Source organism: Streptomyces sp. GLSS-08 (genome assembly GCF_056387915.1).
Map to the genome: position 1 here is coordinate 31,950 of NZ_JBWJAQ010000018.1, position 25,595 is coordinate 57,544.

Consider the following 25,595-nt stretch of genomic DNA (forward strand, 5'->3'; position numbering starts at 1 on the left):
TACCAGCGTTTCGTACGAGTCTTCGAACGGCGTGTGGCAGACCGAACTCGATGACGTGACACGGGAGAAGCCCGCACGCGGTGCGACACGGGGAAGCTCCGGCGGATGTCCATGGCGGGAGGAAGCGCGACGAAGGGCCGCCCCCGGGAGCGGGGCGGCCCTTCGTCGGGTGCGAGGGCGGTTCAGTCCTCGAGCGCCGCCCGCATCGCGGCCTTCGCGACCGGGGCGGCCAGGCCGTTGCCGCTGACCTCCGAGCGGGCCGCGTCGGACTGCTCGACCAGGACCGCCACGGCGACCTCCTTGCCGTTGGAGTCCGACTTCGCGTACGACGTGAACCAGGCGTACGGCGTCTTGCTGTTGTTCTCGCCGTGCTGGGCCGTACCGGTCTTGCCGCCCACGGTGGCGCCGTCGATCCGCGCGTTCGTGCCCGTGCCGTCCTCGACGACCGTGCGCATCGCGGACCGCAGCTGCCCGGCCGTGGCGGAGCTGACGACCCTCCGGGTCTCCGCGCTGCCGTCGTAGTCCTTCAGCACGTCGCCGCCGGCGTCGCTGGTCCGCGCCACCATGTGCGGCGAGACCAGCTTGCCGTCGTTGGCGATGGCCGCCGAGACCATGGCCATCTGGAGGGGGGTCGCCGTCACGTCGAACTGGCCGATGCCCGTCAGTGCCGTCTGCGCCGGGTCCATGTCCTTCGGATACACGCTCGGGTACGCGCGCACCGGCACGTCCTGCGTCTCGTCGTCGAAGCCGAACTTCTCGGCCGTCGCCCGGACCTTGTCCTGGCCCAGACTGACGGCCATCTTCGCGAAGACGTTGTTGCAGGAGTACTGGAGCGCGACCCGGATCGAGGCGTTCTCACAGGGGGCGGAGGTGTTCTCGTTCGCCAGGACCCGGGTCGTGCCGGGCAGCGTGTACGGGTTCGGGCTGTCCGTCCGCGTGTCCACGTCCGCGTACAGGCCGTCCTCCAGCGCGGCGGCCGCCACGACCAGCTTGAACGTCGAACCCGGCGGCAGCGGCTGGCGCAGCGCGCGGTTCGTCATCGGCTTGTCGGCGGACATGGTCAGCTTCTTCCAGGCGGTGTCGTTCCCGGTGCTGAGCCGGCCGGGGTCGTACGACGGCGTGGAGACGGCCGCGAGGATCCGGCCGGTGACGGGGTCGATCGCGACCGCCGCGCCCAACTTGTCGCCGAGGGCCTCGTACGCGGCCTTCTGCACGTCCGGGTCGATCGTCGTGACGACGTCACCCGGGGCGGCGCGCTTGTCCGTGAGGGTGTCCAGAGGGTTCTTCAGCTGGTTGTCCGTGCCGTCGAGCAGGCTCCGGTAGATGCCCTCCAGCTGGGTCGCCCCGTACACCTGGGAGCCGTAGCCCGTCACCGCCGCGTACAGACTGCCGTCCGTGTACGTGCGCTTGTACGCGAGGTCGCCGCCCTTCGTCCGTGCGGAGCCGGTGATCGCGTCGCCGGCCACGATGATGTCCCCGAGCGGGTGCGCGTACTGCTCGATCGCGTTCCGCCGGTTGTGCTTGTCGTCCGCGAGTGCCTTTCCGTCGTAGAACTGCACCCAGGTCGCCCTGACCAGCAGGGTGACCACGAGCAGCAGGGTGAAGACGGCGGCACGCCTGATCGTCTTGTTCATCGCGCTCAGGACGACGAACGAGCGGGTGCGAATCGTTCCCTTCCGTCCGGATTTCTCATCCGCCGTTCATGAAGCGGAACTCTCAGGCGGAGCTGTTCACGAAGCCCGCCTCGTAGGCGGCGATCACCGCCTGCGTGCGGTCCCGGGTGCCCGTCTTCGCCAGCACGGCCGCCACATGGCTCTTCACCGTCGCGGGGCCCACCCCCATCCGCGCGGCGATCTCGGCGTTGGTGAGGCCCGTGGTCATCAGCCGCAGCACGTCGCGCTCGCGGTCCGTGAGCCTCGCCGTCCACGCGGGCGGCTCGGGGCGGGCGTGTTCGGCGGCCAGCGCCCGTACCGCCGCCGGGAACAGCAGGCTGTCGCTGCGCGCGACCAGCCGGACGGCCTGCACGAGCGCGTCCGCGTCGGCCCGCTTGAGCAGAAAGCCGCTGGCCCCGGCCCGCAGCGCCTCATAGACGTACGAGTCGTTCTCGAACGTGGTCACCACGACGATGCGGGGCGGGGCGTCGAGCGTCGCGAGGATCTGCTCGGTGGCGCGGATGCCGTCGGTCTCCGGCATGCGGACGTCCATCAGGACGACGTCCGGCCGCAGTCGGCGCACCACCGACACCGCCTCGGCGCCGGTCGCCGCCTCCCCGACGATCTCCAGGCCGTCCTCGGCGGAGAGGATCGCGCGCAGCGCGGTGCGCACCATGCGCTCGTCGTCCGCGAGGACGATCCGGATCGTCGGGCCGCTCATGCGGGTCCCTCCAGCGGGAGTCGGACGTGCAGGCGCCACACCCCGTCCACCGGACCGGCCTGTGTCGTGCCGCCCAGCAGCCGGGCCCGGTCCGCGATGCCGCGCAGACCGTGACCGCCGCCCGGGCGGGACGCGGGGGCGCCCGTGACCGGGTTCTCGGCGGTGATCTCCAGTTCCTCGCCGTCGCGGGCGATCCGCAGGCGCACCGGGGTCCGCGGCCCGGTGTGCCTCAGCGCGTTGCTGAGCCCCTCCTGCACGATGCGGTACGCCTCCCGGGAGACCAGCGGGGGCACCGACCCGGGGTCCGCCTCGACGGCCGCCGTGACGGGGAGACCGCCGGCGCGGATGCGGCGCAGCAGTCCGTCGAGATCGGCGAGCGTGGGAGCGGGGGCGGCGGAGCGGGCACCGGCGCCCGCGTCCCGCGGCGCGTCCCCCTCCCGCAACACTCCGAGCACCGCGTCCAGTTCACCCACCGTGCGACGCGTGGTGTCCTCGATCGCGGCGAGTGCCTCGCGGACGAAGCCGGGGTCGGTGTCCAGGACACGCCGGGCGGCGCTCGCCTGGAGGGTGACCGCGCTGAGCGCGTGGCCGACGGAGTCGTGCAGCTCGCGGGCGAGCCGGTTGCGTACGGCGAGGTCCGCGACACGCCGTTCGGCCGCCGCGAGGCGGTCCTCCGGGGCCGGTCCCAGCAGGACGGGCGCGGCGCGGGCCAGCAGAAGGCCCGCCCCGGCCGCGCAGGCAGCCAGCGCGATCAGCACGGCGGCCCCGGCGACCGGGGAGAGGGCCAACGCCCAGGGCGAGTCCAGGACGTCGGGCGGCCCGAGGCGGGAGTCGCGCAGCCGGGCGACGGCGGGCAGCGCGATGAGAAAGGCCGCGAACGGCGGTACGGCCAGGGACATTCCGGCGATGACCCCGCCGAGGCCCAGATGCAGCGTGAACCAGGCGGCGGTGCGGCGCCGGGCCGCCCGGGTGCGCGCGGGCCCTTCGGCGAGCCCGTCGCCCTCGACACCGCACAGCGCCCGGACGACGGCCACCGACAGCGGCCGGGTCGGCGGGAAGAGCGCGGTGATCGCGGCGAGGGGCAACCCGACCGCGAAGGAGGCGAGTTGGAGGGGGAGAGAGTTGAACACGTTCTGCGTGTCCGTCAGCGGTCCCACCACGACCTCGCCGACGAAGACGTACGGCATCGCGAGCGCGCCGCCGAGGATGAGGTGGATCCACCGCCGCCGCGCCCGCCGTCCGAACAGGAACCGGGTGAACCCGCTCACACCGGCCGCTCCGCCCGGACGGACCGCTCCGCGAGGAAGTGCGCGCCGATGGTGACCACGAGCATGCCGACGATCATCTGCCCAGCGTAGGTGAGGGTCATCACCTCCGTGGGGCGCCTGGTGATGTCGTCCACCCCGCCCAGGCTCGCCAGCGCCAGCCAGCCGCCCCAGCAGGCGGTGGCCGCGGAACCGGTCCAGGCGAGTGCCAGCGGCACCCGCGCGGGCAGTGCGCGCCCCCGCCGGAACGCGAGCAGCGAGGCGCCGGCGACGGCGGACAGCAGGAACACGGCGTCCAGGACCTCGAGGACGTAGAAGTCACCGGTCCGGTCCGCGGCACGGCCGGTGCTCAGTCCGGCCGAGCTGCCGCAGGCCCACAGCAGATGCGCGGTGACCGGGAACAGGGCGAGGACCGCCGCGGCGACGGCGGTCGCGCGCTGGGCGGACCCCACTGCGCTCGCGGGCAGTTCCCGTACCCGCCCGCGCCACAGGTCCCCCCAGCGGTCCCGCGTGTACAGGGCGAACAGGGTGCCCAGCGCGAGGCCCTGCACGATGAACCCCGTGTACACGACCCCGAACACCCACTCGTCGAGGAACGGTTCCGTGCCGGCGTCCCCGGACTCCGGCACGGAACCGCCGAGCGCCCTGACCAGCAGTTGCAGCGGATACCCGGTCATGACCGGCACGAGCAGCCCGGTCGCCGCCCACATCGGGACGGCGAGCAGCCACGCCGGCACGCGCCGGCCCCAGGGCCGGGTCAGCAGCAGGACGATCACGATGACGGCGCCGTCCATCAGCACCGTCAGGGCGTTGGCCAGGGCCATCTCCGCCCGGTGCTCCAGCAGGGAGCTGCCCTCGGGGATGCCGAGGTGACTGCCCGCAATCCAGGCGGTCTTGAGGCCGAGGTACGGGAGGCAGGAGACGACGGCGGCGGCGCGCAGGACGCGGCGCGCGCGGCCTGCCCGGCCGCGCTCGGAGGCCCGGGAGGGTCCGGCGACGGGGGCGGTGGAGGAACGGGATGGAAGCGACATGTCCTCACGGTCCCGCGGTGGTCCCCCACCCCGCGTCCTGCGCGCCGACGATCCGCCTCCGCCGTGCGGGGGAGAGGAAGGTCGTCCGTCCTGCGAGCCGACCCGGTGTCCGGGGTGAGGCCCGCGGGGTCGGGACGACGTCGTGGATCTCTTCGGCCCGGGGGTCAGGCCCGCGGGGTGGGGACGACGTAGTCGATCCCCTCGGCCCGGGGGTCAGGCCCGCAGGGTGAGGACGACCTCGTCGATCTCCTCGGCGCGGGCGTCGGCGTAACCGCGCGTGCGGGCCTTCTCGCAAAAGCCGCACTTCTCCAGGACCCGCAGGGACGCCGCGTTGTCCGCGGCGACGCGGGCCTCCAGGGGCCGCTCGGGGACGAGCGCGAGCAGGGCGCGCAGGGCCCGGGTCGCGACGCCCCGGCCCCAGTACGCGCGGTCGATCCAGTACGTCACCTCGCGCTCACCCGGCTCGCCGTACACCGCGGCGCTGCCGACCACGTCGCCGTCCGCGAGGACCGTGCGCACCACGGCGGTCGAGGCGCGGACGCGGCGCCAGTGGGCGTCGAACCGGTCCCGGTCCGCCGGGTCCTCGGCCGTGAACGCGGCCATGCGGTTCGACTCGGGGTCGTTCGCCAGCCGGAAGAAGACCGGCAGATCGCTGTCGTGCACCGGGCGCAGGACCACCTCCACCTCAGAGCCTCCGCGTCGCAAGGGTGAGCCGGTCACGGGCGTCGAACAGCGCGTCCTTGACCATCTGCTCGTGGGCGGGCGTGAGCCGCGCCACCGGCACGGAGCAGCTGATCGCGTCCCGCGCGGGCGTGCGGTAGGGGATCGCCACGCCGAAGCAGCGCAGCCCCAGTGTGTTCTCCTCGCGGTCCACCGCGAAACCCTGCTCCCGCACCTGGTGCAGCTCCTCGATGAGCTTCTCCCGGTCGGTGATGGTGTGCTCGGTCAGCGCCGGCAGCGTCTCCGGGAGCATCTTGCGGACCTGCTCGTCGGTGTGGGAGGCCAGCAGTGCCTTGCCCAGGGAGGTGGAGTGGGCGGGCAGCCGCCGTCCCACCCGGGTGAAGGGGCGCAGGTAGTGCTGCGACTGGCGGGTGGCGAGATAGACGACGTTCGTCCCGTCGAGCCGGGCGAGGTGGATCGTCTCCGTCGTGTCGTCCGACAACCGGTCCAGCGTGGGCCGGGCCGCGGCCACCACCTCGTCGCCGTCGATGTAGGACGTGCCGACCAAGAGGGCGCGGACGCCGATGCCGTACCGCGTGCCGGTCGCGTCCGTCTCGACCCAGCCGAGCTCCACCAGCGTGCGCAGCAGCATGTACAGGCTCGACTTGGGGTAGCCGACGGCCTCCTGGACGGCGGCCAGGGAGTGCATTCCGGGCCGGCCGGCGAAGTACTCGAGCAGTTCCACGGTCCGTACCGCGGACTTCACCTGTGCCCCGCCGCCTGTCTCGACTGCCGACATCGCGCTTGACCCCTTCGTTGGACGCGAAATAGTCTCCAACAGCATATTCACCATCAGAGACAGCGTTCAGTATATCGAACGCGCCTGGTGAGTGATACAGGAAGTACGGCATCACATCTGGAGGAACCCGCGGTGGCAGCAGCACCAGTCTGGAGTGTCGACCCCCGTACCGGGAAGCAGCGTGAGCAGGTTGCGGTGGAGGCCACCGCCCAGGAGGTGGACGAGGCCGTCCGCGCCGCGCACGCCGCCAGAGGGGCCCTCGCCGACCGCACCGTACGCGCCGCCTTCCTGCACACGGCGGCCGACCTGCTCGAAGACGCCAAGGACCGGCTCGTCGAGGCCGCGGACGCGGAGACCGCGCTCGGCCCGGTCCGCCTCACCGGCGAACTCGCCCGCACCTGCTACCAGCTGCGGGCCTTCGCGGACATCGTCGACGAGGGCGCCTTCCTCGACGTCGTGATCAACCACCCCGACGACACCGCGACCCCGCCGGTACCGGACCTGCGCCGCTACAAGGTGCCTCTGGGCGTCGTCGCCGTCTACTCGGCGTCGAACTTCCCCTTCGCCTTCTCGGTCGCCGGCGGCGACACCGCCAGCGCGCTCGCCGCGGGCTGCCCGGTCGTCGTCAAGGCCCATCCCGACCACCCGGGCCTGTCGGAGCTGGTCGCGTCGACCCTGCGCAGGGCCGCCGCCCGGCACGACATCCCCGCGGGCGTCGTCGGCCTGGTCCACGGCTTCGAGGCGGGCGTCGAGCTCGTCAAGCACCCGCTCGTCTCGGCGGCCGGCTTCACGGGCTCGGTCCGCGGCGGCCGTGCCCTCTTCGACGCGGCGGCCGCGCGCCCCGTGCCGATCCCCTTCCACGGCGAGCTCGGCTCGCTCAACCCCGTCGTCATCACCGAGGCCGCCGCCGCCGAGCGCGCCGAGGCGATCGGCACCGGGCTCGCGGGCTCGATGACGCTCGGCGTCGGCCAGTTCTGCGTGAAGCCCGGCCTGGTGCTGGCACCCTCCGGAGACGCCGGTGACCGGCTGCTCAAGTCCCTCACCGACGCCGTCAGCGACACCGAGGCCGGGGTCCTGCTCGATCACCGGATGCGGGACAACTTCCTCGCCGGCGTCGCCGAACGCACCGGCCTCGAAGGCGTCGAGTCCCCGGTCACCCCCGGCGCGGGCGGCGAGCACACGGTGAGCCCCGGCTTCCTGACCGTGCCCGCGGACAAGCTGGCGGCCGAGGGCGAGCACGACCTGCTCCTGGAGGAGTGCTTCGGCCCGCTCACGGTCGTCGCCCGCTACGAGGACGACGCCGAGGCCGGCGCGGTCCTCTCCCGGCTGCCGGGCAACCTGACCGCCACCGTCCACCTCTCCACCGAGGAAGCGGCCGGCGAGGGGCGCGGCGCCGAGATCCTCGCGGAGCTGACCCCGCTCGCGGGCCGTGTCCTGGTCAACGGCTGGCCGACCGGCGTCGCCGTCGCGCCGGCCCAGCACCACGGCGGGCCCTACCCGGCGACCACCTCCACCTCGACCTCCGTGGGCGGTACGGCGATCGAGCGCTGGCTGCGCCCGGTGGCGTACCAGAACGCTCCCGAGGCCCTGCTGCCGCCGGAGCTGCGCGACGACAACCCGCTGGGGCTGCCCCGCCGTTACGACGGGCGGCTCGAACGCTGACCCCGCCCCCTGGGACACTCGGCGGATGGACTTCGAACTTCCCCAACTCCCCTTTCCCCTCTGCACGTACGGGCCGGACGGCCACTGGTCGTACGAGGACGGAGTGCTCACCGGATGGGCGGGCGCGCGGCAGGACCGCTTCGTGCCGCCCACCGGCGAGGCCCTGGACCCGGCCACCGACGCGCCCCGGCTGCTGGGCGCGCCCGAGGGCGACTTCCAGCTGGTGGCCCGCGTCACGGTCGGGTCCTCCGCCCCCTTCGACGCCGGGGTGCTCTACGTGCACGTGGCGGAGCGGGCCTGGGCGAAGCTCTGCCTGGAGTACTCCCCGAACCTGCCCACCGTCTGCACGGTGGTCACCCGGGGGCACTCCGACGACGCCAACTCCTTCACGGTCGAGGGCAGTTCCGTCTGGCTCCGGATCAGCCGCACGGGTCGTGCCTTCGCCTTCCACGCCTCCCGCGACGGCGTCCGCTGGACCTTCGTCCGGCTGTTCACCCTGGCCGACGAGGAAGCGTCCGGGGCGGCCCTCGTCGGCTTCATGACGCAGTCCCCCCTCGGCGAGGGCTGCGTGGTCACGTACGACGCCATCGAGTACCGCCCCACCTGGCCGAAGGACCTGCGGGACGGCAGCTGACGACCGCTGCGGACACGGCCCCACGGATCTTCGCCCCCTCGGCCCCTTCCGTTCCCGGGGTCTCCGTCCCCGAGCGCGTACCGCACCCGGTTCGACCGCCGCGGAACCACCGCGCCGCCCGTCACGTCCTCCGTTGCGCGATCGGAGACCGTGTGGCCCGGGTGCACCGGGTGATCAGGACCGCGCTGCCCGCCGAGGCCCCCGCGGTCGCGGCCCTGCACGCCCGGGCCCGGGCGACGTACTACCCGGACGGCCTCCCCTACGACGGCACGGACTGGCTCGCCGACTGGCGGAGCGCCATCGACCGCCCGGAAGGACACGTGCTGTGCGTGGTCGAGCGCGGCCGGATCGCCGCGCTCGCCTCCTTCCGCACCGTCGAGGGCGCGCCCCGCGACACCGTGAAGCTCTTCCAGTTCCACGTCGACCCCGATCACTGGCGGACCGGCCTCGGCACCGCGCTGCACGCGGCCTGCGTCGAGGAGTGGCAGGCGGACGGGAAGCGCGCGGCGTCGCTGGACGTGCACGTGGAGAACCTGCGCGCCCGGGCCTTCTACGCGCGCCGGGGCTGGGTCCCGGACCCGGAGCACCCGCCCGCCGAGGACGATCACCACCTGGTCCTGCGCTACGCGGTGCCGGGGGAATGACCCCAGCCGCTTGAACGTTCACGTATGCGGCGGAGGGCGTCTCCGTACCCGTACGACCTGGAAGAAGCCGAAGAATGCGCGTCGAGATCTGGAGCGACATCGCCTGCCCGTGGTGCTACGTGGGCAAGGCCCGCTTCGAGAAGGCGCTCGCCGCCTTCCCGCACCGCGCCGAGGTCGAGGTGGTGCACCGCTCCTTCGAGCTGGACCCGACGCGCGCCAAGGGCGACACCGGACTCGTCCTGCCGATGCTGGCCAGGAAGTACGGGATGAGCGAGGCACAGGCGCAGGCCGCCGAGAACAACCTCGGCACGAACGCCGCCGCGGAGGGCCTGGACTACCGCACCGAGGGCCGCGACCACGGCAGCACCTTCGACATGCACCGCCTCCTGCACTTCGCCGGGGAGCAGGGCCGCCAGGACGAACTGATCGACCTCCTCTACCGCGCGAATTTCGCGGAGGAGCGGTCCGTCTTCGACGACGACGAACGGCTCGTGGAGCTGGCCGTCGCCGCCGGCCTCGACGCGGACGCGGCCCGCGCGGTCCTCGCCGACCCGGCCGCCTACGCCGAGGCGGTGCGCGCGGACGAGCGTGAGGCCGTCGAGCTGGGCGCGACCGGCGTCCCCTTCTTCGTCCTCGACCGCACGTACGGCATCTCCGGCGCCCAGCCCACCGAGGTCTTCACCCAGGCCCTGGCCCAGGCCTGGGGCGAGCGGCCGGCGCTGACGCTGATCCAGGAGCCGGCCGGCGACGCGCACGCCTGCGGCCCCGACGGCTGCGCCGTCCCGGGGAACTGAGTTCGCGGGCCGGGCACCCCGGCCGACGGAGAAACCGCAGGCCGGGGCCCACGTATAAGCGTTTCTTGGTGAAAGCCCGCAGAAACAGGCGATGGACGGGGGCTTCGCGGGGCCGCAGAGTGGTCCCATGGAGACCTTCGAGAGCCTCGTACGAGCCGAGTTCGCCCCGAAGAACACCTATCTGAACACGGCCAGCACCGGACTGCTGCCGGTCCGCGCGGTCGACGCCGTGCGGGCCGGCGTCGAGTCCGTGGCGGCGGGCCGGCCGCAGGACATGTTCGCCGACGTGGAGGCGTCCCGGGCCGCCTTCGCCCGGCTGGCCGGCGTCCCCGGCAGCCGGGTGGCGGCCGGCGGTTCGGTCGCCGTCTACACCGGTCTGATCGCCGCCTCGCTCCCCGCGGGCGCCGAAGTGCTCACCGCCGAGGCGGACTTCACCTCGGTCGTGAACCCCTTCCACGTGCGCGGCGACCTCAAGGTGCGCGCGGTGCCGCTGGAGCGGATCGCCGAGTCGGTCCGCCCGGGCACGGCACTGGTCGCCGTCAGCGCCGCGCAGTCCGCGGACGGCCGGGTCGCCGACCTGGCCGCGATCAGGGAGGCGGCCGCCGCGCACGGGGCGCGGACGTACATCGACGTGTCCCAGGCCGCGGGCTGGCTGCCGATCGACGCGAACGCGTACGACTTCGTGTCCTCCGTCGCCTTCAAGTGGCTCCTCTGCCCGCGGGGCGTTGCCTTCCTGGTCGTCCCGGAGGACTTCGGCGGCCTCACGCCCGTCTTCGCGGGTTGGGTCGCGGGCGAGCGCCCCTGGGACAGCTGCTACGGCCCGGTCGAGGAACTCGCGCACTCCGCACGGCGGTTCGACGAGAGCCCCAGCCTCTTCTCGTACGCGGGAGCCCGACACTCGCTGGCCCTGATCGGGGAACTTGGCGTGGACGCCGTACGGGCCCACGACCTCGCGCTCGCCGACCGGTTCCGGGCGGGGCTCGACCGGCTCGGGCACGCGCCCGTGCCGGCTCCCGGCTCACCCATCGTCTCCGTCCCGCGGCTCGGCCACCGGCAGGCCGAACTGAGCCGGGCCGACGTCGAAGTCTCCGACCGCGCGGGCAACTTGAGGGCGGCCTTCCACCTCTACAACACTCCCGCCGACGTCGACCGGCTGCTCGACGTCCTGTCCGGCTGACCGCGGGCGGAGAACCGCCTGGGCCGGCACCCCGGGGGTGCCGGCCCAAAACGCGGTGCGCAGCCGCTCAGACCTCCTCGGTCAGCAGCGGGTACACGCCGTTCTCGTCGTGGTCCTCCCGTCCGGTGACCGGCGGATTGAAGACGCAGACGCACCGGAAGTCGGTCCTGGGACGCATGGTGTGGCGCTCGTGGCCGTCCAGCAGGTACATCGTGCCCGGCGTGATCCAGTGCTTCTCGCCGGTCTCGTCATCGGTCAGCTCGGCCTCGCCCTCCACGCAGAGCACCGCCTCGATGTGGTTCGCGTACCACATCGACGTCTCGGTGCCCGCGTACAGAGTCGTCTCGTGGAGGGAGAACCCGACCTTCTCCTTGGCCAGCACGATGCGCTTGCTCTCCCACGTGCCGGACTTGGCCTTCACATGACGGTCGGTTCCCTCGATGTCCTTGAACGATCGGACGATCACGGTGAGTTGCTGCCTTTCTGTGGTGCGTACGCGGGTCAGGCGACCGTCTCGCGGACGGCGCGGGCGAGGGCGCGCAGGCCCTCGTCCAGTTCGTCGGGCGTGATCGTCAGCGCCGGAAGCAGCTTGACGACCTCGCTCTCCGGGCCCGAGGTCTCGATGAGCAGACCGAGCTCGAAGGCGCGCTGCGCGACCCGGCCGGCCCGCTCCTTCTCCTTGAACTCCAGGCCCCAGACGAGGCCGCGGCCCCGGTACTCCTTGATGTCGGCGAGGTTCTCCTCGGTGATGGAGATCAGCGCCTGCTCGACCTGCTCGCCGCGGGTGCGGGTCTGCTTCTCCATCGCGGCCCCGTCGGTCCAGTACGTCTCCAGGGCGGCGGCGGCGGTCACGAACGCCGGGTTGTTGCCGCGGAAGGTGCCGTTGTGCTCGCCCGGCTCCCAGATGTCCAGCTCGGGCTTGAAAAGGCACAGCGACATGGGCAGTCCGTAGCCGCTGATGGACTTGGACACGGTGACGATGTCCGGGGTGACGCCCGCCTCCTCGAAGGAGAAGAACGCCCCGGTGCGGCCGCAGCCCATCTGGATGTCGTCGACGATCAGCAGCATGTCCTGGCGCTCGCACAGGTCGGCGAGGGCCCGCAGCCACTCGGGGCGCGCGACGTTGATGCCGCCCTCGCCCTGCACCGTCTCGACGATCACGGCGGCGGGCTTGTTGAGACCGGAGCCCTGGTCATCGAGCAGCCGCTCGAACCAGAGGAAGTCCGGGACCTGGCCGTCGAAGTAGTTGTCGAACGGCATCGGGGTGCCGTGCACGAGCGGGACGCCGGCGCCGGCGCGCTTGAAGGCGTTGCCGGTGACGGCGAGCGAGCCCAGCGACATGCCGTGGAAGGCGTTGGTGAAGGACACGATGGCCTCGCGGCCCTTCACCTTGCGGGCCAGCTTCAGCGCGGACTCCACCGCGTTGGTGCCCGTCGGGCCCGGGAACATGACCTTGTAGGGCAGGTCGCGCGGGCGCAGGATCAGGTTCTGGAAGGACTCCAGGAAGGCGCGCTTGGCGGTCGTCGACATGTCGAGACCGTGGGTGACGCCGTCGCGCTCCAGGTAGTCGATCAGGGCGCGTTTGAGCACGGGGTTGTTGTGGCCGTAGTTGAGCGACCCGGCGCCCGCGAAGAAGTCGAGGTAGGCGTGCCCGTCCTCGTCGTACATGCGGCTGCCCCGGGCGCGGTCGAAGACGGTGGGCCAGCCGCGGCAGTAGCTGCGCACCTCCGACTCCACGGTCTCGAAGACGCTCAGGTCGGGCTGGGTGATGGTCACAGCGAATCTCCTCCTGGGAGATGAAGTCGTGGGGGGATGCCGGAGAGGGGACGGCGGTTCAGAGAGACAGCGGTCCGATGCGGTGGAGCACCTCGGGGTCGTGCGGCCCGTCGGGGAAATGCCCGGTGTCGAACAGGACCTCCCGCTCCAGGGCCGCGCCGCGGCGTGCGGCGTACGACGCGAACAGGCGCTCGGAGGCGGTGTTGCCCGGCGTGATCGTGGTCTCGACGAACTCGGGCCGGTGCTCGCTCTCCTTCGCCAGCCGGGCGGTCAGCCCGTCGAGCAGCGCGGCGGCCAGTCCGCGCCCGCGGTAGTCGCCGTCGACGGCCACCTGCCACACGAGCAGCGTGTGCGGCTGCTCGGGGCGGACGTAGCCGGTGACGAAACCGACGGGGTTCCCCTCCGCGTCCCGGGCCACCGCCGACGTGCCGGCGAAGTCACGGCACCACAGGAGGTAGCTGTACGAGGAGTTCAGGTCGAGGTTTCCGGAGTCCTTGGCGATGCGCCAGAGCGCGGCCCCGTCGGCCACCTCCGGACGGTCGATCCGGAGGCCCTCGGGCATTCCCAGGAATTCCGCTTGCAGGTCTGCTGGTGCGGCGGTCATGCCGATTGAATTTACCCAGCGAAAGTTGAAATTGCATCGTCGGCCGGGGTTACGGACACGCCATGCTTGTGTTATCACGCGGGCGTGAGCCGCTCGGTTCGAGCAAGGCGTTATCCGGCGTTCTGTCCGTATAAGGGGGGAGGAAAAGGGCGTCTTGTGGAGTGCATCACAACGCGGTGACCTGTGCGCGACGTGCCCGGAACCCCTCGGTCGGCGTTCGCGAAATATTTGCGTTTAACATCAGCGAAAGCGGGCAGGAGAGCAAAGGGAAGCTATTCCGGATAATGCTGAGTGAATAGCTGGGGAAAGGTGCTTTGCATTGCGCCGCATTTCTGTGGACGTGGCAGATCTCGGCAACTCGGAGAGGTGAGGCCGTCCCACGCGCGCGGCATGCTCCGGCGTCGTGAGACGCCTCACGCCAAGGGGCCGACGCGCGTACGAGGGGCAGGCCCCAGCCGGACGGCCGGGGCCCATCACCCGCCCGGGGACGGACCCGGGCGCGGGACGCACGAGTTCGGGATCACTCCCACACGTCGGACACCGCGCGCCCCGCCGCCTCCAGGTCCACCGCGCCGCCCAGCTCGGCCAGCGCGGACCCCAGCGCCGTCAGGCAGGCCCGCACGACGCCGCGCGTCGCGTCAGGACCGTAGTGGTTCACCCGGATCATCTCCTTGGCGAGCGCGCCCCCGCCCGCCACCAGCGGGAGCGCGGGATCGGCGGCCAGGGCCCGCGCCACCAGTTCCGACGCGTCGATCCCGGGCGGCGTCCGCAGCGTGGTCGCCACGGGCGCGGCGTCCGACACCTCGTGCACGTACGGCTCGATGCCCCCGCCCAGCGCGAGGGCGCCCGCGCGCGTGGCCGCCGCCGCCGAGGCGTGGCGGGCCATCACCGCGGCCGGACCCTCGGCCTCGATGCGCTCGACGCACGCCTCGAGCGCCAGCATCTCCAGCTGCGCGGGCGCGTGCAGCAGCGCCTTGCGGCCGCCGTCGATCCACCGCTCCTTCCAGTCCAGGAGGGAGAGGTACGACCGGCGCGGGGCCGCGGGATTCGCCGCCATCCGTGCCCACGCCCGCTCACTCACGGACACCGCCGACACGCCCGCGGGCCCGCCCATCGCCTTCTGGGCCCCGATGACGCACAGGTCCACGCCCCACGCGTCCGGCAGCACCGGCTCGGCGCCGATCGAGGCGACGGCGTCCAGGTAGAACAGCGCGCCGTGCTCCCGTACCACCTCGCCGATCGCGCCGACCGGGTTCGTGTTGCCGGTGGCCGCCTCGGCGTGCACGAGCGAGACGAAGTCGATCCCCGGGTGCTCGGCGAAGGCCGCCCGGACCTGCTCGGCCGTGACGGCCGCGTGGAAGGGCACGGCGAGGTCGATCACCCGCGCCCCGCAGTCCCGCAGCCAGTCGCCGAACGTCTGCCCGTACGGGCCCGTGACGATGTTGAGAGCCGTCGTCCCCGGTCCCGCGGTGGCGCGGATCGCGCCCTCCAGCGGAAGCAGCGCCTCGCCCTGCATGATGACGACGTCCTGCCCGGTGGACAGCAGCCGGGCCACCCGGTCCTCGATCGACGCGAAGTGCGCCGCGGTCAAGGGGGCCAGGTCCAGGAAGGGGTGGGTCACGGCGACGCTCTCTTCACTCACGGGTTCCAGTACGCGGATTCCAGTACGTGGATACGCGGTATGAGCGTAACGGGCGGTCCCGCGGCGGCCCCGGCAAGGTCCGGGCGGCCGCAGTCGGCGCCCCGCCCCCCTCCGGGGCCGGGATCCGAGGCCGGACGGCCCAGCGACCATCGGATTGATTTGAGCAACCCAAACCTTTCCTTATAATCGGAACTCCCAGTTCCCTCACAGGAGGTCCCCCGTGAACTCGGTCCTCGGACGCCGGACCCGCATTCTGGCCGCCACCACCGCGACGGCCGGGCTGCTGCTCGTGGCCGGCTGCTCCTCGGACGACGACGGGGGCAAGAAGACCACCGCCGGCGGGGTCACGCTGGTCAAGGGCGGTCAGCTCACCACCTGCACCCACCTGCCGTACCCGCCCTTCCAGTCGGAGGTCGACGGCAAGGTGCAGGGCTTCGACGTCTCCCTCATCGACCTGGTCGCCAAGGACCTCGGCGTGAAGCAGGTCATCGTCGACACGCCGTTCGAGAACTTCAAGACCGGCGCGTTCCTCAACTCCGGCCAGTGCGACCTCGCCGCCGCCGGTATGACCATCACCGAGGAGCGCAAGAAGAACGTCGACTTCTCCGACCCGTACTTCGACGCCACGCAGGCCGTCCTGGTCGACAGGAAGAGCGGCGTCAACTCCCTGGCGGACGTGAAGTCCAAGGGCAAGAAGCTCGGCGCCCAGGCGCAGACCACCGGTGAGGACTACGCGCACAAGCAGGGCTTCGACCCCGTCTCCTTCGAGTCCTCCGACGCGGTCATCAACGGCCTGCGCACCGGCCAGGTCCAGGCGGTGATCATCGACTACCCGGTCGTCCAGGGCTGGCTCAAGGACAAGGCCAACGCCGACGCCCTGAAGGTGGTGGACAACCTCAACACCGGTGAGCAGTACGGCTTCACGGTGAAGAAGGGCAACACCAAGCTGGTCGCCGCGGTCAACGAGGCGATCAAGGACGCCAAGGCCGACGGCACGTACAAGAAGCTGTACGAGAAGTGGATCGGCCCGTACGACGAGTCCGCGGCGACCGCCTCCCCGTCCGCCTCATGAGCGAAGCCGGCACCACGGTCCAGCCCCGCAAGTCCGGCCTGACCCGGCGGCAGAAGCGTGCCGTGTCGCGCGGTGTCCAGTACGTCGTGTTCGTCGCCGCCCTGATCGCCTTCGCGTTCACGGCGGACTGGGGACGGCTGAAGAACCAGTTCGCGCAGTGGGACCTGGTCCGGCAGATGTTCCCGGACGTCATCACGCTGGCCCTGAAGAACACCGTGCTGTACACGATGTCCGGCTTCGTCTTCGGCCTCGTGCTCGGCATGGTCATCGCTCTCATGCGGCTGTCGCCGGTGGGCCCCTACCGCTGGCTCTCCGGCATCTACATCGAGGTCTTCCGCGGGCTGCCGGCCCTGCTGATCTTCGTCTTCGTGGGCGTCGCCGTACCGCTGGCGTTCCCCGGCACGGAGATCCCGGGCGGCACCTACGGCAAGGTGGCGCTCGCACTCGGCCTGGTCTCCGCCGCGTACATGGCGGAGACGATCCGCGCCGGCATCCAGGCGGTGCCCAAGGGGCAGATGGAGGCGGCCCGTTCACTGGGCTTCTCGCACGCCAGGGCCATGGTCTCGATCATCGTCCCGCAGGCGTTCCGCATCGTGATCCCGCCGCTCACCAACGAACTGGTCCTGCTCTTCAAGGACTCCTCGCTGGTGCTGTTCCTCGGTGTCACGCTGGAGGAGCGCGAACTCACCAAGTTCGGCCGCGACCTGGCGAGCCAGACCGCCAACTCCACGCCGATCCTGGTCGCGGGCCTGTGCTATCTGCTCGTGACCGTGCCGCTCGGCTTCGTCGTGCGGCGCCTGGAGGCCAAGGCCGGGGAGGCCACCAAGTGAGCACGTCCAGCACACCGGAGATCCAGGTCAAGGGGCTGCACAAGTCCTTCGGCGACAACGAGGTGCTGCGCGGCATCGACCTGGAGATCGGCACCGGCGAGGTGGTCTGCGTGATCGGCCCCTCCGGCTCCGGCAAGTCGACCCTGCTGCGCTGCGTGAACCTCCTCGAGGAGCCCACGAAGGGGCAGGTCTTCGTCGGCGGCACCGAGGTGACGCACCCCGACGTCGACATCGACGCCGTCCGCCGCCGGATCGGCATGGTCTTCCAGGCGTTCAACCTCTTCCCGCACCTCACGGTGACCGAGAACCTCGCGCTGCCGCAGCGCCGGGTCCTTCGCCGCGACAAGGCGCAGGCGGCCGAGGTGGCCGCCGAGAACCTGCGCCGGGTGGGCCTGTCCGAGAAGGCCGACGCGTACCCCGCCTCGCTGTCCGGCGGCCAGCAGCAGCGGGTGGCGATCGCCCGGGCGCTGGCGATGGGCCCCGAGGTGATGCTCTTCGACGAGCCGACCTCGGCCCTCGACCCGGAGCTCGTCGGGGACGTGCTCGCCGTCATGCGGATGCTCGCGAACGAGGGCATGACCATGATGGTCGTCACCCACGAGATGAGCTTCGCCCGCGAGGTCGCCGACCGGGTCGTCTTCATGGACGGCGGTGTGGTCGTCGAGGAGGGCGCCCCCGCACAGGTCATCGGCAACCCCGGCCACGAGCGCACCCGGCACTTCCTGTCCCGGCTGCTGGACCCGGCGATGGCGGACGTGGAGGAGGGCACGCCCGGGACGGTCGAGAAGGGCCTCTAGCCAGGGCATCCGGGCCAGGAACTAGGGTGCGGTCATGAGTGATCGCGCGGTGCTGCACGTGAAGGGGCGGGTGCTCGTCGGCCCCGACGACGTCCGGGACGAACTGTGGGTCGTCGGCGGGAGGATCTCCTACGAGCGCCCCGCCGGCGCCCGCGACGTCCGCACCGTGCAGGGTTGGGCGCTGCCCGGTCTCGTCGACGCGCACTGCCACGTCGGGCTCGGACCGCACGGGCCGGTGCCCGAGGACGTCGCGGAGAAGCAGGCGCTCACCGACCGCGAGGCGGGCACCCTGCTGATCCGGGACGCCGGCTCGCCGTCCGACACCCGCTGGATCGACGACCGCGACGACCTCCCGAAGATCATCCGGGCGGGCCGGCACATCGCCCGCACCCGTCGCTACATCCGCGGCTATGCCCACGAGATCGAACCCGAGGACCTCGTCGCGTACGTGGCCCGAGAGGCCCGGCGCGGCGACGGCTGGGTGAAGCTGGTGGGCGACTGGATCGACCGCGCTACGGGCGACCTGAGCGCCTGCTGGCCGCGGGACGCGGTCGAGGCGGCGATCGCCGAGGCCCACCGGCTCGGCGCCCGCGTCACCGCCCACTGCTTCGCCGAGGACTCCCTGCGGGACCTGGTCGAGGCGGGCATCGACTGCGTCGAGCACGCGACCGGTCTGACCGAGGACACCATCCCGCTCTTCGCCGAGCGGGGCGTCGCCATCGTCCCCACGCTCGTCAACATCGCCACCTTCCCGCGGCTCGCGGCGGGCGGCGACGCCAAGTACCCCGCCTGGTCGGCGCACATGCGACGGCTGCACGAGCGGCGCTACGACACGGTACGGGCCGCCTACGACGCCGGAATCCCGGTCTACGTCGGCACCGACGCGGGAGGCTCCCTCGCCCACGGCCTGGTCGCGGGCGAGGTCGCCGAACTCGTCACCGCCGGCATCCCGCCGCTGGCGGCGCTGTCCGCGACCGCATGGGACGCCCGGCGCTGGCTGGGCCGGCCGGGACTCGACGAGGGGGCACCCGCGGACCTCGTGATCTACGCCGAGGATCCACGCGCGGACGTCCGCGTGCTCGCCGCACCGCGCCGGGTGATCGTGAACGGCAACCCCGTCGGCTGACCTCACCCGCGCCTCCCCGTTGACGCGGCGTGACGCCGGGCCAACCGGCTCGATACCCGTTGTCCGAGGCCGAGCCGCAGGGCGCACCGGGCGAGGCCGGCCTCGCCGACACCGGCGCCGGTTCGGTGACGCCGTACCTCCCGGGCGGCGCGGTGGCGCTGCTCACCGTCGGCGGGGGAGGGGCGCTCCTGTCCCGAAGGAACCGCGGCTGACGCCGGGGCCCCCTCAGCGGGCTCCTCGCCTCACCCGTCGGCCCGCGTCACCGCCCGGTCCAGCGCTTGCAGGAAACGATTCACCGTCGGCCGGTCCCGCACCGCGAGCCGCAGCCACTCCTCTCCCAGCCCCGGGAAGGTGTCGCCGCGGCGCACGGCGAAGCCCAGGTCCCGCAGGTGACGGCGCACGGCCCCGGCCCGGGGCAGCCGCACGAGCACGAAGGAGGCCTCCGCGGGCTCCACCACCCGCAGCCCGTCGGACGCGAACTCCCGCAGCCCGGCGACCAGATGGGCCCGGTCCGCGGCGATGCGGTGCGCCGCGTGACCGGCCTCCGCGAGGGCCTGCGAGGACACACACGCCCGCGCCGCGGCGAGGGCGGGCGTGGAGACCGGCCACAACGGCTGGGCCCGCTCCAGTTCCGTGACCGTCTCAGGGCCGGCCAGCACGTACCCGATGCGCAGCCCCGCCAGCCCCCACGTCTTGGTGAGGCTGCGCAGCACCACGAGCCCGGGCACGTCCGTCCGCCCGGCGAGGGCCTCGCGCTCGCCGGGCACCGCGTCCATGAACGCCTCGTCGACGACCAGCACCCGCCCGGGACGGGCGAGTGCGGCGATCACCTCGGCCGGATGCAGCACGGACGTCGGGTTCGTCGGGTTGCCGATCACGACCAGGTCCGCGTCCTGCGGGACGGCCCCCGGGTCGAGCCGGAAACCGTCCTCCTCACGCAGCAGTACCCGCTCCACGGTGTGCCCGGCGTCCCGCAGCGCCGCCTCCGGCTCGGTGAACTGCGGGTGCACCACCACCGGGTGACGCACCTTCAGCGCACGGGCGAGCAGGACGAAGGCCTCCGCCGCACCGGCGGTGAGCAGCACGTGCTCCACGGGGAGCCCGTGCCGGGCGGCCACCGCGGCCCGCGCGGCCCGCCCGTCCGGGTACGCGGCGAGCCCCGTCAGCGACTCGGCGATCCGCTCGCGCAGCCACACCGGCGGCGTGTCCGCACGGACGTTCACGGCCAGATCGGTGAGCGCGGAGCCGTCGTCCCGGACCTCCGCGTCACCGTGGTGACGCAGATCGTGCGCGGCCCCCTCGGCAGCGGCAGTGGCGGCGGCAGCGTCGGCGCCGGGACCGGCCGTGCCCTCAGTGGGCATGGGAGTGCGAGTGCGCGGCGTCTCCGTGGTGCCCGTGATGGTGGTGGCCGTCGTCGTCCGGGTGGAAGTGCGGCTGCTGCGCCATGCCGACCTTGTCCTCGAAACCGGGCAGGGCGATGCGGTAGACGCACGAGTCGCAGTTCATCCTGAGGTCGCCCTCGACCGCCTCCCGGTAACGCTCCATCACCAGGTCGAGCAGCTCCGGCTCCGGGCCGATCACGTCGGCGGAGCGGACCTCCACCTCGGGATGCGCGGCCGCCCAGCCCTCGGTCTGCTGCCGCACCCGGTCCGGGAGGATCCCGGTGAAGAGGAAGTACGGGAGCACGACGACGCGCCGCGCGCCCAGCTTCACGCAGCGGTCGAGGCCGGACGGCACGTCGGGCGCCGCCAGCGACACGAACGCGGTCTCCACGCCGGCGTAGCCCCGGCCCTCCCACAGCAGCCGCGCCGCCTTGTACACCTCGGCGTTGGCGTCCGGGTCGGTGGACCCGCGCCCGACGAGCAGCACGGTCACGTCGGCGCGGTCTCGGGGCGTACGCGTCGGCCCGTCGCCCAGCGCCTCGTCGAGCCGCCGCTCCAGCACGGCCAGCAGCGCGGGGTGCGGCCCCAGCGGACGCCCGTACGTGTACGAGATCCCGGGGTGCCGCTCCTTCTCGCGGTTAAGCGCCGCCGGGATGTCGCCCTTGGCGTGCCCGGCGGACACCAGCATCAGCGGGACGGCGGCGAACCGCCGCACCCCCTGCGCCACGAGCTCGCCCACCGCCTCGGTGAGCGGGGGCGGCGACAGCTCGATGAACCCGCCGGCGACGGGCAGTTCGGGGTGACGGCGCCCCAGCTCCCGTACGAAGGCGCGGAAGGCCTCGGCTCCGGCCTCGTCCCGGGTGCCGTGTCCGGCGATGAGCAGGGCGGGGGCAGGAATGGTCACGATTTCTCCTTGGCGGCCGGTGCGGCCTCGGCGGTCGAAACGGCCCCGGCGGCCGGTGCGACGGGGTGGTACAGCAGGGCGTTCAGCGCGGCCGCGGCGACCGCGGAACCGCCCTTCTCGGACACGTTGCTGACAGCGGGCAGCCCGCTCTCGCGCAACGCGGCCTTGGACTCGGCCGCGCCGACGAAACCGACGGGCAGACCGATGACGAGCGCGGGATCGGCGTGGAGCGTGAGCAGCTCCTCCAGGGCGGTCGGCGCACAGCCGATGACCCAGATCGCGCCGGGGCCGACGTCCTCGAGGGCGAGGCGGATCGCGTGCGCCGAACGGGTCAGCCCGGGGCCGGACCTGGCGTCCTTCAGCCGGCACACGGTGTCGCGCCGGGTGATCCCCGCCGCGACCATCTCCACGTCCACGACGACGCGCGCTCCGGAGTGCAGCAAGGCGTGCGCCCGCTCCAGCTCCCGCTCGTCCATGACGAGATCGTCGGCGTACTCGAGGTCGGCCGCCGAGTGGATCACCCGTTCCACGACCGCCCGGGTCAGCGGCGGGAAACCGGAGGTGTCCAGGCGGGCCCGCAGCCGCCGGAAGGACTCCTGCTCGATGGGGTGCACGACCCGGCTCGCGGGCAGTTCCTGGTTGCTCGGCCTCACTTGGGCTCCTCCTGCCAGCGGTAGCCGCGCGGCGTGACCATCCGCCCGGCGATCTCACGCGTCGCCGTGTTGCCCACGGTCACCACGGTCATCATGTCCACCACGGCCGGGTCGAGTTCCGACAGCGTGGTGAGACGGCTGCTCCCGTCCGGGCGCGAGGCGTTCCGTACGACCCCGACCGGCGTCGACGGCTCCCGGTGCTCCGCGAGGATCGCGAGCGCCTTCGGCAGCTGCCAGTCACGGCCCCGGCTGCGCGGGTTGTAGAAGGTCACCACGAGGTCGGCCTCGGCGGCGGCGCGCACCCGCCGCTCGATGACCTCCCAAGGCGTGTGCAGGTCGGACAGGCTGATCGACACGTGGTCGTGCCCGAGGGGCGCGCCCAGGATCGCTGCGGCCGCGAGCGCGGCGGTCACGCCGGGCACCCCGACCACGTCGATGTCGTCGGACGCCTCGGCCAGCGCGGGCGACGCCATCGCGTACACGCCCGCGTCCCCGCTGCCGATCAGCGCGACGGCCTGCCCGCGGCGGGCCTCCGCGACCGCGGTGCGGGCCCGCTCCTCCTCGGCGCCGAGCCCCGACTCCAGGATCCGGGTGCCGGGGCGCAGCAGGTCGCGGATCTGGTCGACGTACTGGTCGAGCCCGACGAGCACGGCGGCGCGCCGCAGTTCCTCCGCCGCCCGCGGGGTGAGCAGGTCGCGTGCTCCCGGACCGAGCCCGACCACGGCCAGCCGGCCGCGCGCCGCCCGCCGCACGACGGCACAGGTCGCCATCGCGGGCTGCCCGTCCGGCCGTACCGACTTCCGCTTGGGGACGAGGAGTTCACCCCCGCGGGCCAGCGCGGCGGCCTCCGCCACGGACGGCGTGCCGACCGCGGCGAGGGGCGCGTCCGAGGGGTTCGGCACCTCGACCGCCGACAGCTCCTCCGCCGGGTACGTCACCACGGGCACCCCGAGCCGTTCGGCGGCCCCGATGACGCCCGGCTCGTCGGCCTTGGCGTCGACGGTGGCGAGCTCGGCGACGGACCGCACGGACAGTCCGGCGTCCCGCAACGCGTCCTCGACCAGGGCGAGCACCTCGTCCACGGGGGCACCCCTGGAGGCCCCGACGCCGACGACGAGGGAGGGCGGCCGCAGGAGCACCTCGTGCTCGGCGTGCCCGACGGCTCGGTCGGTGACGCGGATCCGGTACGCGCCATGCGTCCCCACGGGCAGCGGCGGAAGGGGCCAGGCCAGTTCCGCGTCCAGGGCGACGTGCTCCCCGTCGAGCAGCGCCCGCGACACCGCCGCGACATCCCCCTCCACGGGGAGTCCGAGCGTGTCGAGACCGGGCATGCCGACCGCGTCCGTCGCGGTGGTCACCACCGGTTCGGCACCCAGCACCGCGCCGGCCTCCCGCGCCAGTTCGTTCGCGCCGCCGGCGTGGCCGCCGACCAGGGACACGGCGAACCGTCCGGCCTCGTCGACGCACACGATCCCCGGGTCGGACGTCTTGTCACCCAGCAGCGGCGCGACGAGCCGCACCACCGCGCCCGTGGCCAGGAAGCACACCAGCCGGTCGCACTCGGCGAAGGCCAGCCGCACGGCGTCCCCGGCACGACCGCCGGACCCGTCGTACACCCGGGTGCGCCCGGGCCAGGCCGCGGCCAGCCGGTCACGGGCGGCCGCGCCCGCCGCCGTCGCGGAAATCAGGCCGATCACTGAGGGACTCCTTCGGTACGGGCCGGAGGCCTGACGCCCCACAGCAGGAAAACGGGATTGGTCGCGGCGAGCCGGGTGACGTCGCCCGGCAGCGGCGCGAGCCGGGAGGACTGCAGCAGCACGCCGTCGCAGTCGAACCCGGCGGCGGTGAGCGCGTCACGGACCGCGGGCACCCGGTCGAGCGCGGCCACGGCGACCACGACCGCCCGCCGGGCCCGGCGCGCGCACGCCGTGACGATGCCGGGCAGCTCGCGTCCCCCGCCGCCCACGAAGACGGCGTCCGGATCGTCCAGGTCGAACAGCACCGTGGGCGCGGCGCCGTGCACGACCTGCACGTCCACGCCGTGCGCCGCCGCGTTGGCGCGGATGCGTTCCACCCCGTCCCGCGTCTTCTCTATCGCGGTGACGGCGGCACCGAACCGCGCGCACTCGACCGCCACCGACCCGGAACCGGATCCCACGTCCCAGACGAGGTCGCCGAGCCGCGGACCGAGCCGGGCCAGCGCCAGCGCCCGCACCTCGAACTTGGTGATCATCGAGTCGCGATGCGTGAACTCGCTCTCGGCCAGGGCCCAGCGGCCGGGTCCTGGGGGCGGCCCCGCCACCGTACGGGCGGGTGCCGGGGCGTACGAGGTGTCCAGGCACACGACGACGCTCACCGCCGTGCCCCAGTCGCGGGCCGCCGCCTCGGCGGGCGTGACCCGCTCCACCCGCTCGTGCCCCGGGTCGCCGAGGCGGCTCGCCACGACGAGGACCCGCTCGCCGGAGCGGTAGGCCAGCGCGGCGCCCAGCTCGGCGGGCCCGGCGCCGGGCCCGGTCAGCACGGCCACCTTGGGGTGCGCGCGGCAGACGTTGACGGCGGTGCGCAGGTCACGCCCGTGGGCGCTCACCACGACCGCGTCGTCCCAGGTCAGGCCGAGCCGGGCGAAGGCGGTGGCGACGGAGGACACCCCGGCGGAGACCGTCAGGTTTTTGGATCCGAACCGTACGGCCAGCGCGCGCACGATTCCGAAGAACCCGGGGTCTCCGGAGGCGAGCACCACGACCGGCCGTTCGTCGCCGTGCTCGTGCAGGTGCCGCTCGATCGCGTCCAGGGCGGGCGCCAGCGGCCCGAGCACGATCCGCTCCGCCGTGTCCGGCAGCCGGGCGGCCGCCAGATGCCGCCGGCCGCCCACGACGAGCCCCGCCCCCGCGAGGGCCGCCCCGGCGTCCGTGGGGAGGGGCGCCCCCGTCCCCGTACCGACGATGGTGATCACGTCTTCGTACCTCGTGCGCGCAGCGCCTTGCGGGCCTCGGGGTCGGCCTTGCGGAAGCCGTGGAAGTGGCCGGGGTGGTACAGGTGCGAGCGGGTGCCACTCGCGTCGAGCGCCGGTCCGACCAGGAAGAGGGTGTGCTTCCAGAGCTTGTGCTCCTTGACGGTCTCCTCCAGGGTGCCGATCGTGCACTTCACGACCAGCTCCTCCGGCCAGGTCGCCTGGTAGGCGACCACGACCGGCGTCGACGTGGGATAGCCGCCCTCCAGCAGCTCCCTCACCAGCTGCCCGCTGCGGGCGGCGGACAGGAACAGCGCCATCGTCGTGCCGTGCTTCGCGAACTCCCGCACCTCCTCCCCGGGCGGCATCGGCGTCTTGCCGCCGCCGAGCCGGGTGAGGATCACGGACTGCGCGACCTCGGGGATCGTCAGCTCCCGCTGGGCGAGCGCGGCGACGGCGGAGAAGGACGAGACACCGGGAACGATCTCCGTCTCGACGCCCAGCTCGGCGCACCGGTCGACCTGCTCCTGCGTGCCGCCCCACAGCGCGGGGTCGCCGGAGTGGATCCGGGCCACCTTCAGCCCCTTGGCGGCAGCCCGCTCGTACACGGCGACGACGTCCTCCAGGGACATCGTCGCCGAGTCCAGGATCTCGGCGCCCTCGTGCGCGTGGTCGAGGACCTCCGCCTGCACCAGGCTGGCCGCCCAGATCACGATGTCCGCGTCCGCGATGGCGCGCGCGGCGCGGAACGTCAACAGGTCGGCGGCGCCGGGGCCGGCACCGACGAAGGTCACCTTGCCGGTGGGGGCATCGGCCATGG

General features: G+C 73.0%; 26 protein-coding genes. 10 read left to right on the plus strand and 16 right to left on the minus strand.

All coding sequences use genetic code 11. The features are described from left to right. Positions 1–182: 182 nt before the first annotated feature. From AC0ZLC_RS26965 to AC0ZLC_RS26990, 6 genes are all read right to left on the minus strand, one after another. Positions 183–1,634, minus strand: coding sequence for a peptidoglycan D,D-transpeptidase FtsI family protein (locus tag AC0ZLC_RS26965; protein WP_476754559.1), 1,452 nt, complete (start codon positions 1,632–1,634; stop codon positions 183–185). A gap of 82 nt (positions 1,635–1,716) precedes the next feature. Further along, positions 1,717–2,373: a response regulator transcription factor gene (locus tag AC0ZLC_RS26970; protein WP_476754560.1), complete on the minus strand. Its 657-nt coding sequence runs from the start codon at positions 2,371–2,373 to the stop codon at positions 1,717–1,719. Continuing rightward, positions 2,370–3,641: a sensor histidine kinase gene (locus AC0ZLC_RS26975; protein ID WP_476754561.1), complete on the minus strand. Its 1,272-nt coding sequence runs from the start codon at positions 3,639–3,641 to the stop codon at positions 2,370–2,372. Before AC0ZLC_RS26975 ends, AC0ZLC_RS26970 begins: the two co-directional genes overlap by 4 nt. Then, positions 3,638–4,669, minus strand: a complete 1,032-nt coding sequence (locus AC0ZLC_RS26980) for a hypothetical protein (RefSeq protein WP_476754562.1) — start codon at positions 4,667–4,669, stop codon at positions 3,638–3,640. The genes AC0ZLC_RS26975 and AC0ZLC_RS26980 overlap by 4 nt, the downstream gene beginning before the upstream one ends. Positions 4,670–4,882: 213 nt before the next feature. Continuing rightward, positions 4,883–5,353 (minus strand): GNAT family N-acetyltransferase, encoded by a 471-nt coding sequence (locus AC0ZLC_RS26985; RefSeq protein ID WP_476754563.1) that lies wholly within the window; start codon positions 5,351–5,353, stop codon positions 4,883–4,885. A 1-nt stretch (position 5,354) separates the two neighbouring features. Further along, positions 5,355–6,128 (minus strand): IclR family transcriptional regulator, encoded by a 774-nt coding sequence (locus AC0ZLC_RS26990; RefSeq protein ID WP_476754564.1) that lies wholly within the window; start codon positions 6,126–6,128, stop codon positions 5,355–5,357. Positions 6,129–6,260: 132 nt separating this feature from the next. Between AC0ZLC_RS26990 and AC0ZLC_RS26995 the strand changes: the two genes are divergently transcribed. The 5 genes from AC0ZLC_RS26995 (at position 6,261) to AC0ZLC_RS27015 (ending at position 11,039) form a co-directional block, all read left to right on the plus strand. Further along, positions 6,261–7,790, plus strand: coding sequence for an aldehyde dehydrogenase (NADP(+)) (locus tag AC0ZLC_RS26995; protein WP_476754565.1), 1,530 nt, complete (start codon positions 6,261–6,263; stop codon positions 7,788–7,790). Positions 7,791–7,815: 25 nt separating this feature from the next. After that, complete coding sequence (locus tag AC0ZLC_RS27000) at positions 7,816–8,424, plus strand: DUF1349 domain-containing protein (protein ID WP_476754566.1); 609 nt, start codon at positions 7,816–7,818, stop codon at positions 8,422–8,424. A gap of 152 nt (positions 8,425–8,576) precedes the next feature. Beyond that, on the plus strand, positions 8,577–9,068 hold the full coding sequence (locus AC0ZLC_RS27005) for an N-acetyltransferase family protein (RefSeq protein WP_476754567.1): 492 nt from the start codon (positions 8,577–8,579) through the stop codon (positions 9,066–9,068). Between the two features lie 74 nt (positions 9,069–9,142). Beyond that, entirely contained in the window at positions 9,143–9,862 is a 720-nt protein-coding gene (locus AC0ZLC_RS27010) for a DsbA family oxidoreductase (protein ID WP_476754568.1), read from the plus strand. A gap of 127 nt (positions 9,863–9,989) precedes the next feature. Further along, complete coding sequence (locus AC0ZLC_RS27015; protein WP_476754569.1) at positions 9,990–11,039, plus strand: aminotransferase class V-fold PLP-dependent enzyme; 1,050 nt, start codon at positions 9,990–9,992, stop codon at positions 11,037–11,039. 67 nt (positions 11,040–11,106) lie between these two features. On the opposite strand, the gene AC0ZLC_RS27020 is transcribed toward AC0ZLC_RS27015, so the two are convergent. The 4 genes from AC0ZLC_RS27020 to AC0ZLC_RS27035 all read right to left on the minus strand — a co-directional run bounded on the left by AC0ZLC_RS27020 (position 11,107) and on the right by AC0ZLC_RS27035 (position 15,040). Further along, the gene (locus AC0ZLC_RS27020) at positions 11,107–11,505 is read right to left on the minus strand and encodes an ectoine synthase (RefSeq protein ID WP_476754570.1); all 399 of its coding nucleotides are present in this window, start codon (positions 11,503–11,505) and stop codon (positions 11,107–11,109) included. A 35-nt stretch (positions 11,506–11,540) separates the two neighbouring features. Then, positions 11,541–12,815 (minus strand): diaminobutyrate--2-oxoglutarate transaminase, encoded by a 1,275-nt coding sequence (gene ectB, locus AC0ZLC_RS27025; RefSeq protein ID WP_476754571.1) that lies wholly within the window; start codon positions 12,813–12,815, stop codon positions 11,541–11,543. A 58-nt stretch (positions 12,816–12,873) separates the two neighbouring features. Continuing rightward, on the minus strand, positions 12,874–13,419 hold the full coding sequence (gene ectA, locus AC0ZLC_RS27030; protein WP_476754572.1) for a diaminobutyrate acetyltransferase: 546 nt from the start codon (positions 13,417–13,419) through the stop codon (positions 12,874–12,876). Between the two features lie 520 nt (positions 13,420–13,939). Further along, positions 13,940–15,040, minus strand: a complete 1,101-nt coding sequence (locus AC0ZLC_RS27035) for a pyridoxal-phosphate-dependent aminotransferase family protein (protein ID WP_476754647.1) — start codon at positions 15,038–15,040, stop codon at positions 13,940–13,942. Between the two features lie 241 nt (positions 15,041–15,281). Here AC0ZLC_RS27035 and AC0ZLC_RS27040 point away from each other — a divergent pair, with 241 nt between their 5' ends. From AC0ZLC_RS27040 to AC0ZLC_RS27060, 5 genes are read left to right on the plus strand one after another with little or no spacing between them, the layout of a single operon-like run. Then, positions 15,282–16,133, plus strand: a complete 852-nt coding sequence (locus tag AC0ZLC_RS27040; RefSeq protein ID WP_476754573.1) for a transporter substrate-binding domain-containing protein — start codon at positions 15,282–15,284, stop codon at positions 16,131–16,133. Next, positions 16,130–16,963 (plus strand): amino acid ABC transporter permease, encoded by an 834-nt coding sequence (locus AC0ZLC_RS27045; RefSeq protein WP_476754574.1) that lies wholly within the window; start codon positions 16,130–16,132, stop codon positions 16,961–16,963. The genes AC0ZLC_RS27040 and AC0ZLC_RS27045 overlap by 4 nt, the downstream gene beginning before the upstream one ends. After that, entirely contained in the window at positions 16,960–17,760 is an 801-nt protein-coding gene (locus tag AC0ZLC_RS27050) for an amino acid ABC transporter ATP-binding protein (RefSeq protein WP_476754575.1), read from the plus strand. The genes AC0ZLC_RS27045 and AC0ZLC_RS27050 overlap by 4 nt, the downstream gene beginning before the upstream one ends. Positions 17,761–17,794: 34 nt before the next feature. Then, complete coding sequence (locus tag AC0ZLC_RS27055) at positions 17,795–18,886, plus strand: amidohydrolase family protein (protein WP_476754576.1); 1,092 nt, start codon at positions 17,795–17,797, stop codon at positions 18,884–18,886. Between the two features lie 59 nt (positions 18,887–18,945). Further along, entirely contained in the window at positions 18,946–19,098 is a 153-nt protein-coding gene (locus AC0ZLC_RS27060; RefSeq protein ID WP_476754577.1) for an LAETG motif-containing sortase-dependent surface protein, read from the plus strand. A 30-nt stretch (positions 19,099–19,128) separates the two neighbouring features. Here AC0ZLC_RS27060 and cobC read toward each other — a convergent pair whose 3' ends face one another. From cobC to cobM, 6 genes are read right to left on the minus strand one after another with little or no spacing between them, the layout of a single operon-like run. After that, a complete protein-coding gene (gene cobC / locus AC0ZLC_RS27065; protein ID WP_476754578.1) occupies positions 19,129–20,247 on the minus strand; it encodes an Rv2231c family pyridoxal phosphate-dependent protein CobC in 1,119 nt (372 codons plus the stop codon). Next, positions 20,237–21,172: a sirohydrochlorin chelatase gene (locus tag AC0ZLC_RS27070; protein WP_476754579.1), complete on the minus strand. Its 936-nt coding sequence runs from the start codon at positions 21,170–21,172 to the stop codon at positions 20,237–20,239. Before AC0ZLC_RS27070 ends, cobC begins: the two co-directional genes overlap by 11 nt. After that, positions 21,169–21,825 (minus strand): precorrin-8X methylmutase, encoded by a 657-nt coding sequence (locus tag AC0ZLC_RS27075; RefSeq protein WP_476754580.1) that lies wholly within the window; start codon positions 21,823–21,825, stop codon positions 21,169–21,171. The genes AC0ZLC_RS27070 and AC0ZLC_RS27075 overlap by 4 nt, the downstream gene beginning before the upstream one ends. Next, positions 21,822–23,522, minus strand: coding sequence for a precorrin-3B C(17)-methyltransferase (gene cobJ, locus AC0ZLC_RS27080; protein WP_476754581.1), 1,701 nt, complete (start codon positions 23,520–23,522; stop codon positions 21,822–21,824). The genes AC0ZLC_RS27075 and cobJ overlap by 4 nt, the downstream gene beginning before the upstream one ends. Beyond that, positions 23,519–24,778 carry a precorrin-6y C5,15-methyltransferase (decarboxylating) subunit CbiE gene (gene cbiE / locus AC0ZLC_RS27085; protein WP_476754582.1) on the minus strand — a complete coding sequence of 420 codons (1,260 nt, stop codon included), beginning with the start codon at positions 24,776–24,778 and terminating at the stop codon, positions 23,519–23,521. Before cbiE ends, cobJ begins: the two co-directional genes overlap by 4 nt. Continuing rightward, on the minus strand, positions 24,775–25,593 hold the full coding sequence (gene cobM / locus AC0ZLC_RS27090; RefSeq protein ID WP_476754583.1) for a precorrin-4 C(11)-methyltransferase: 819 nt from the start codon (positions 25,591–25,593) through the stop codon (positions 24,775–24,777). Before cobM ends, cbiE begins: the two co-directional genes overlap by 4 nt. Positions 25,594–25,595 lie beyond the last annotated feature (2 nt).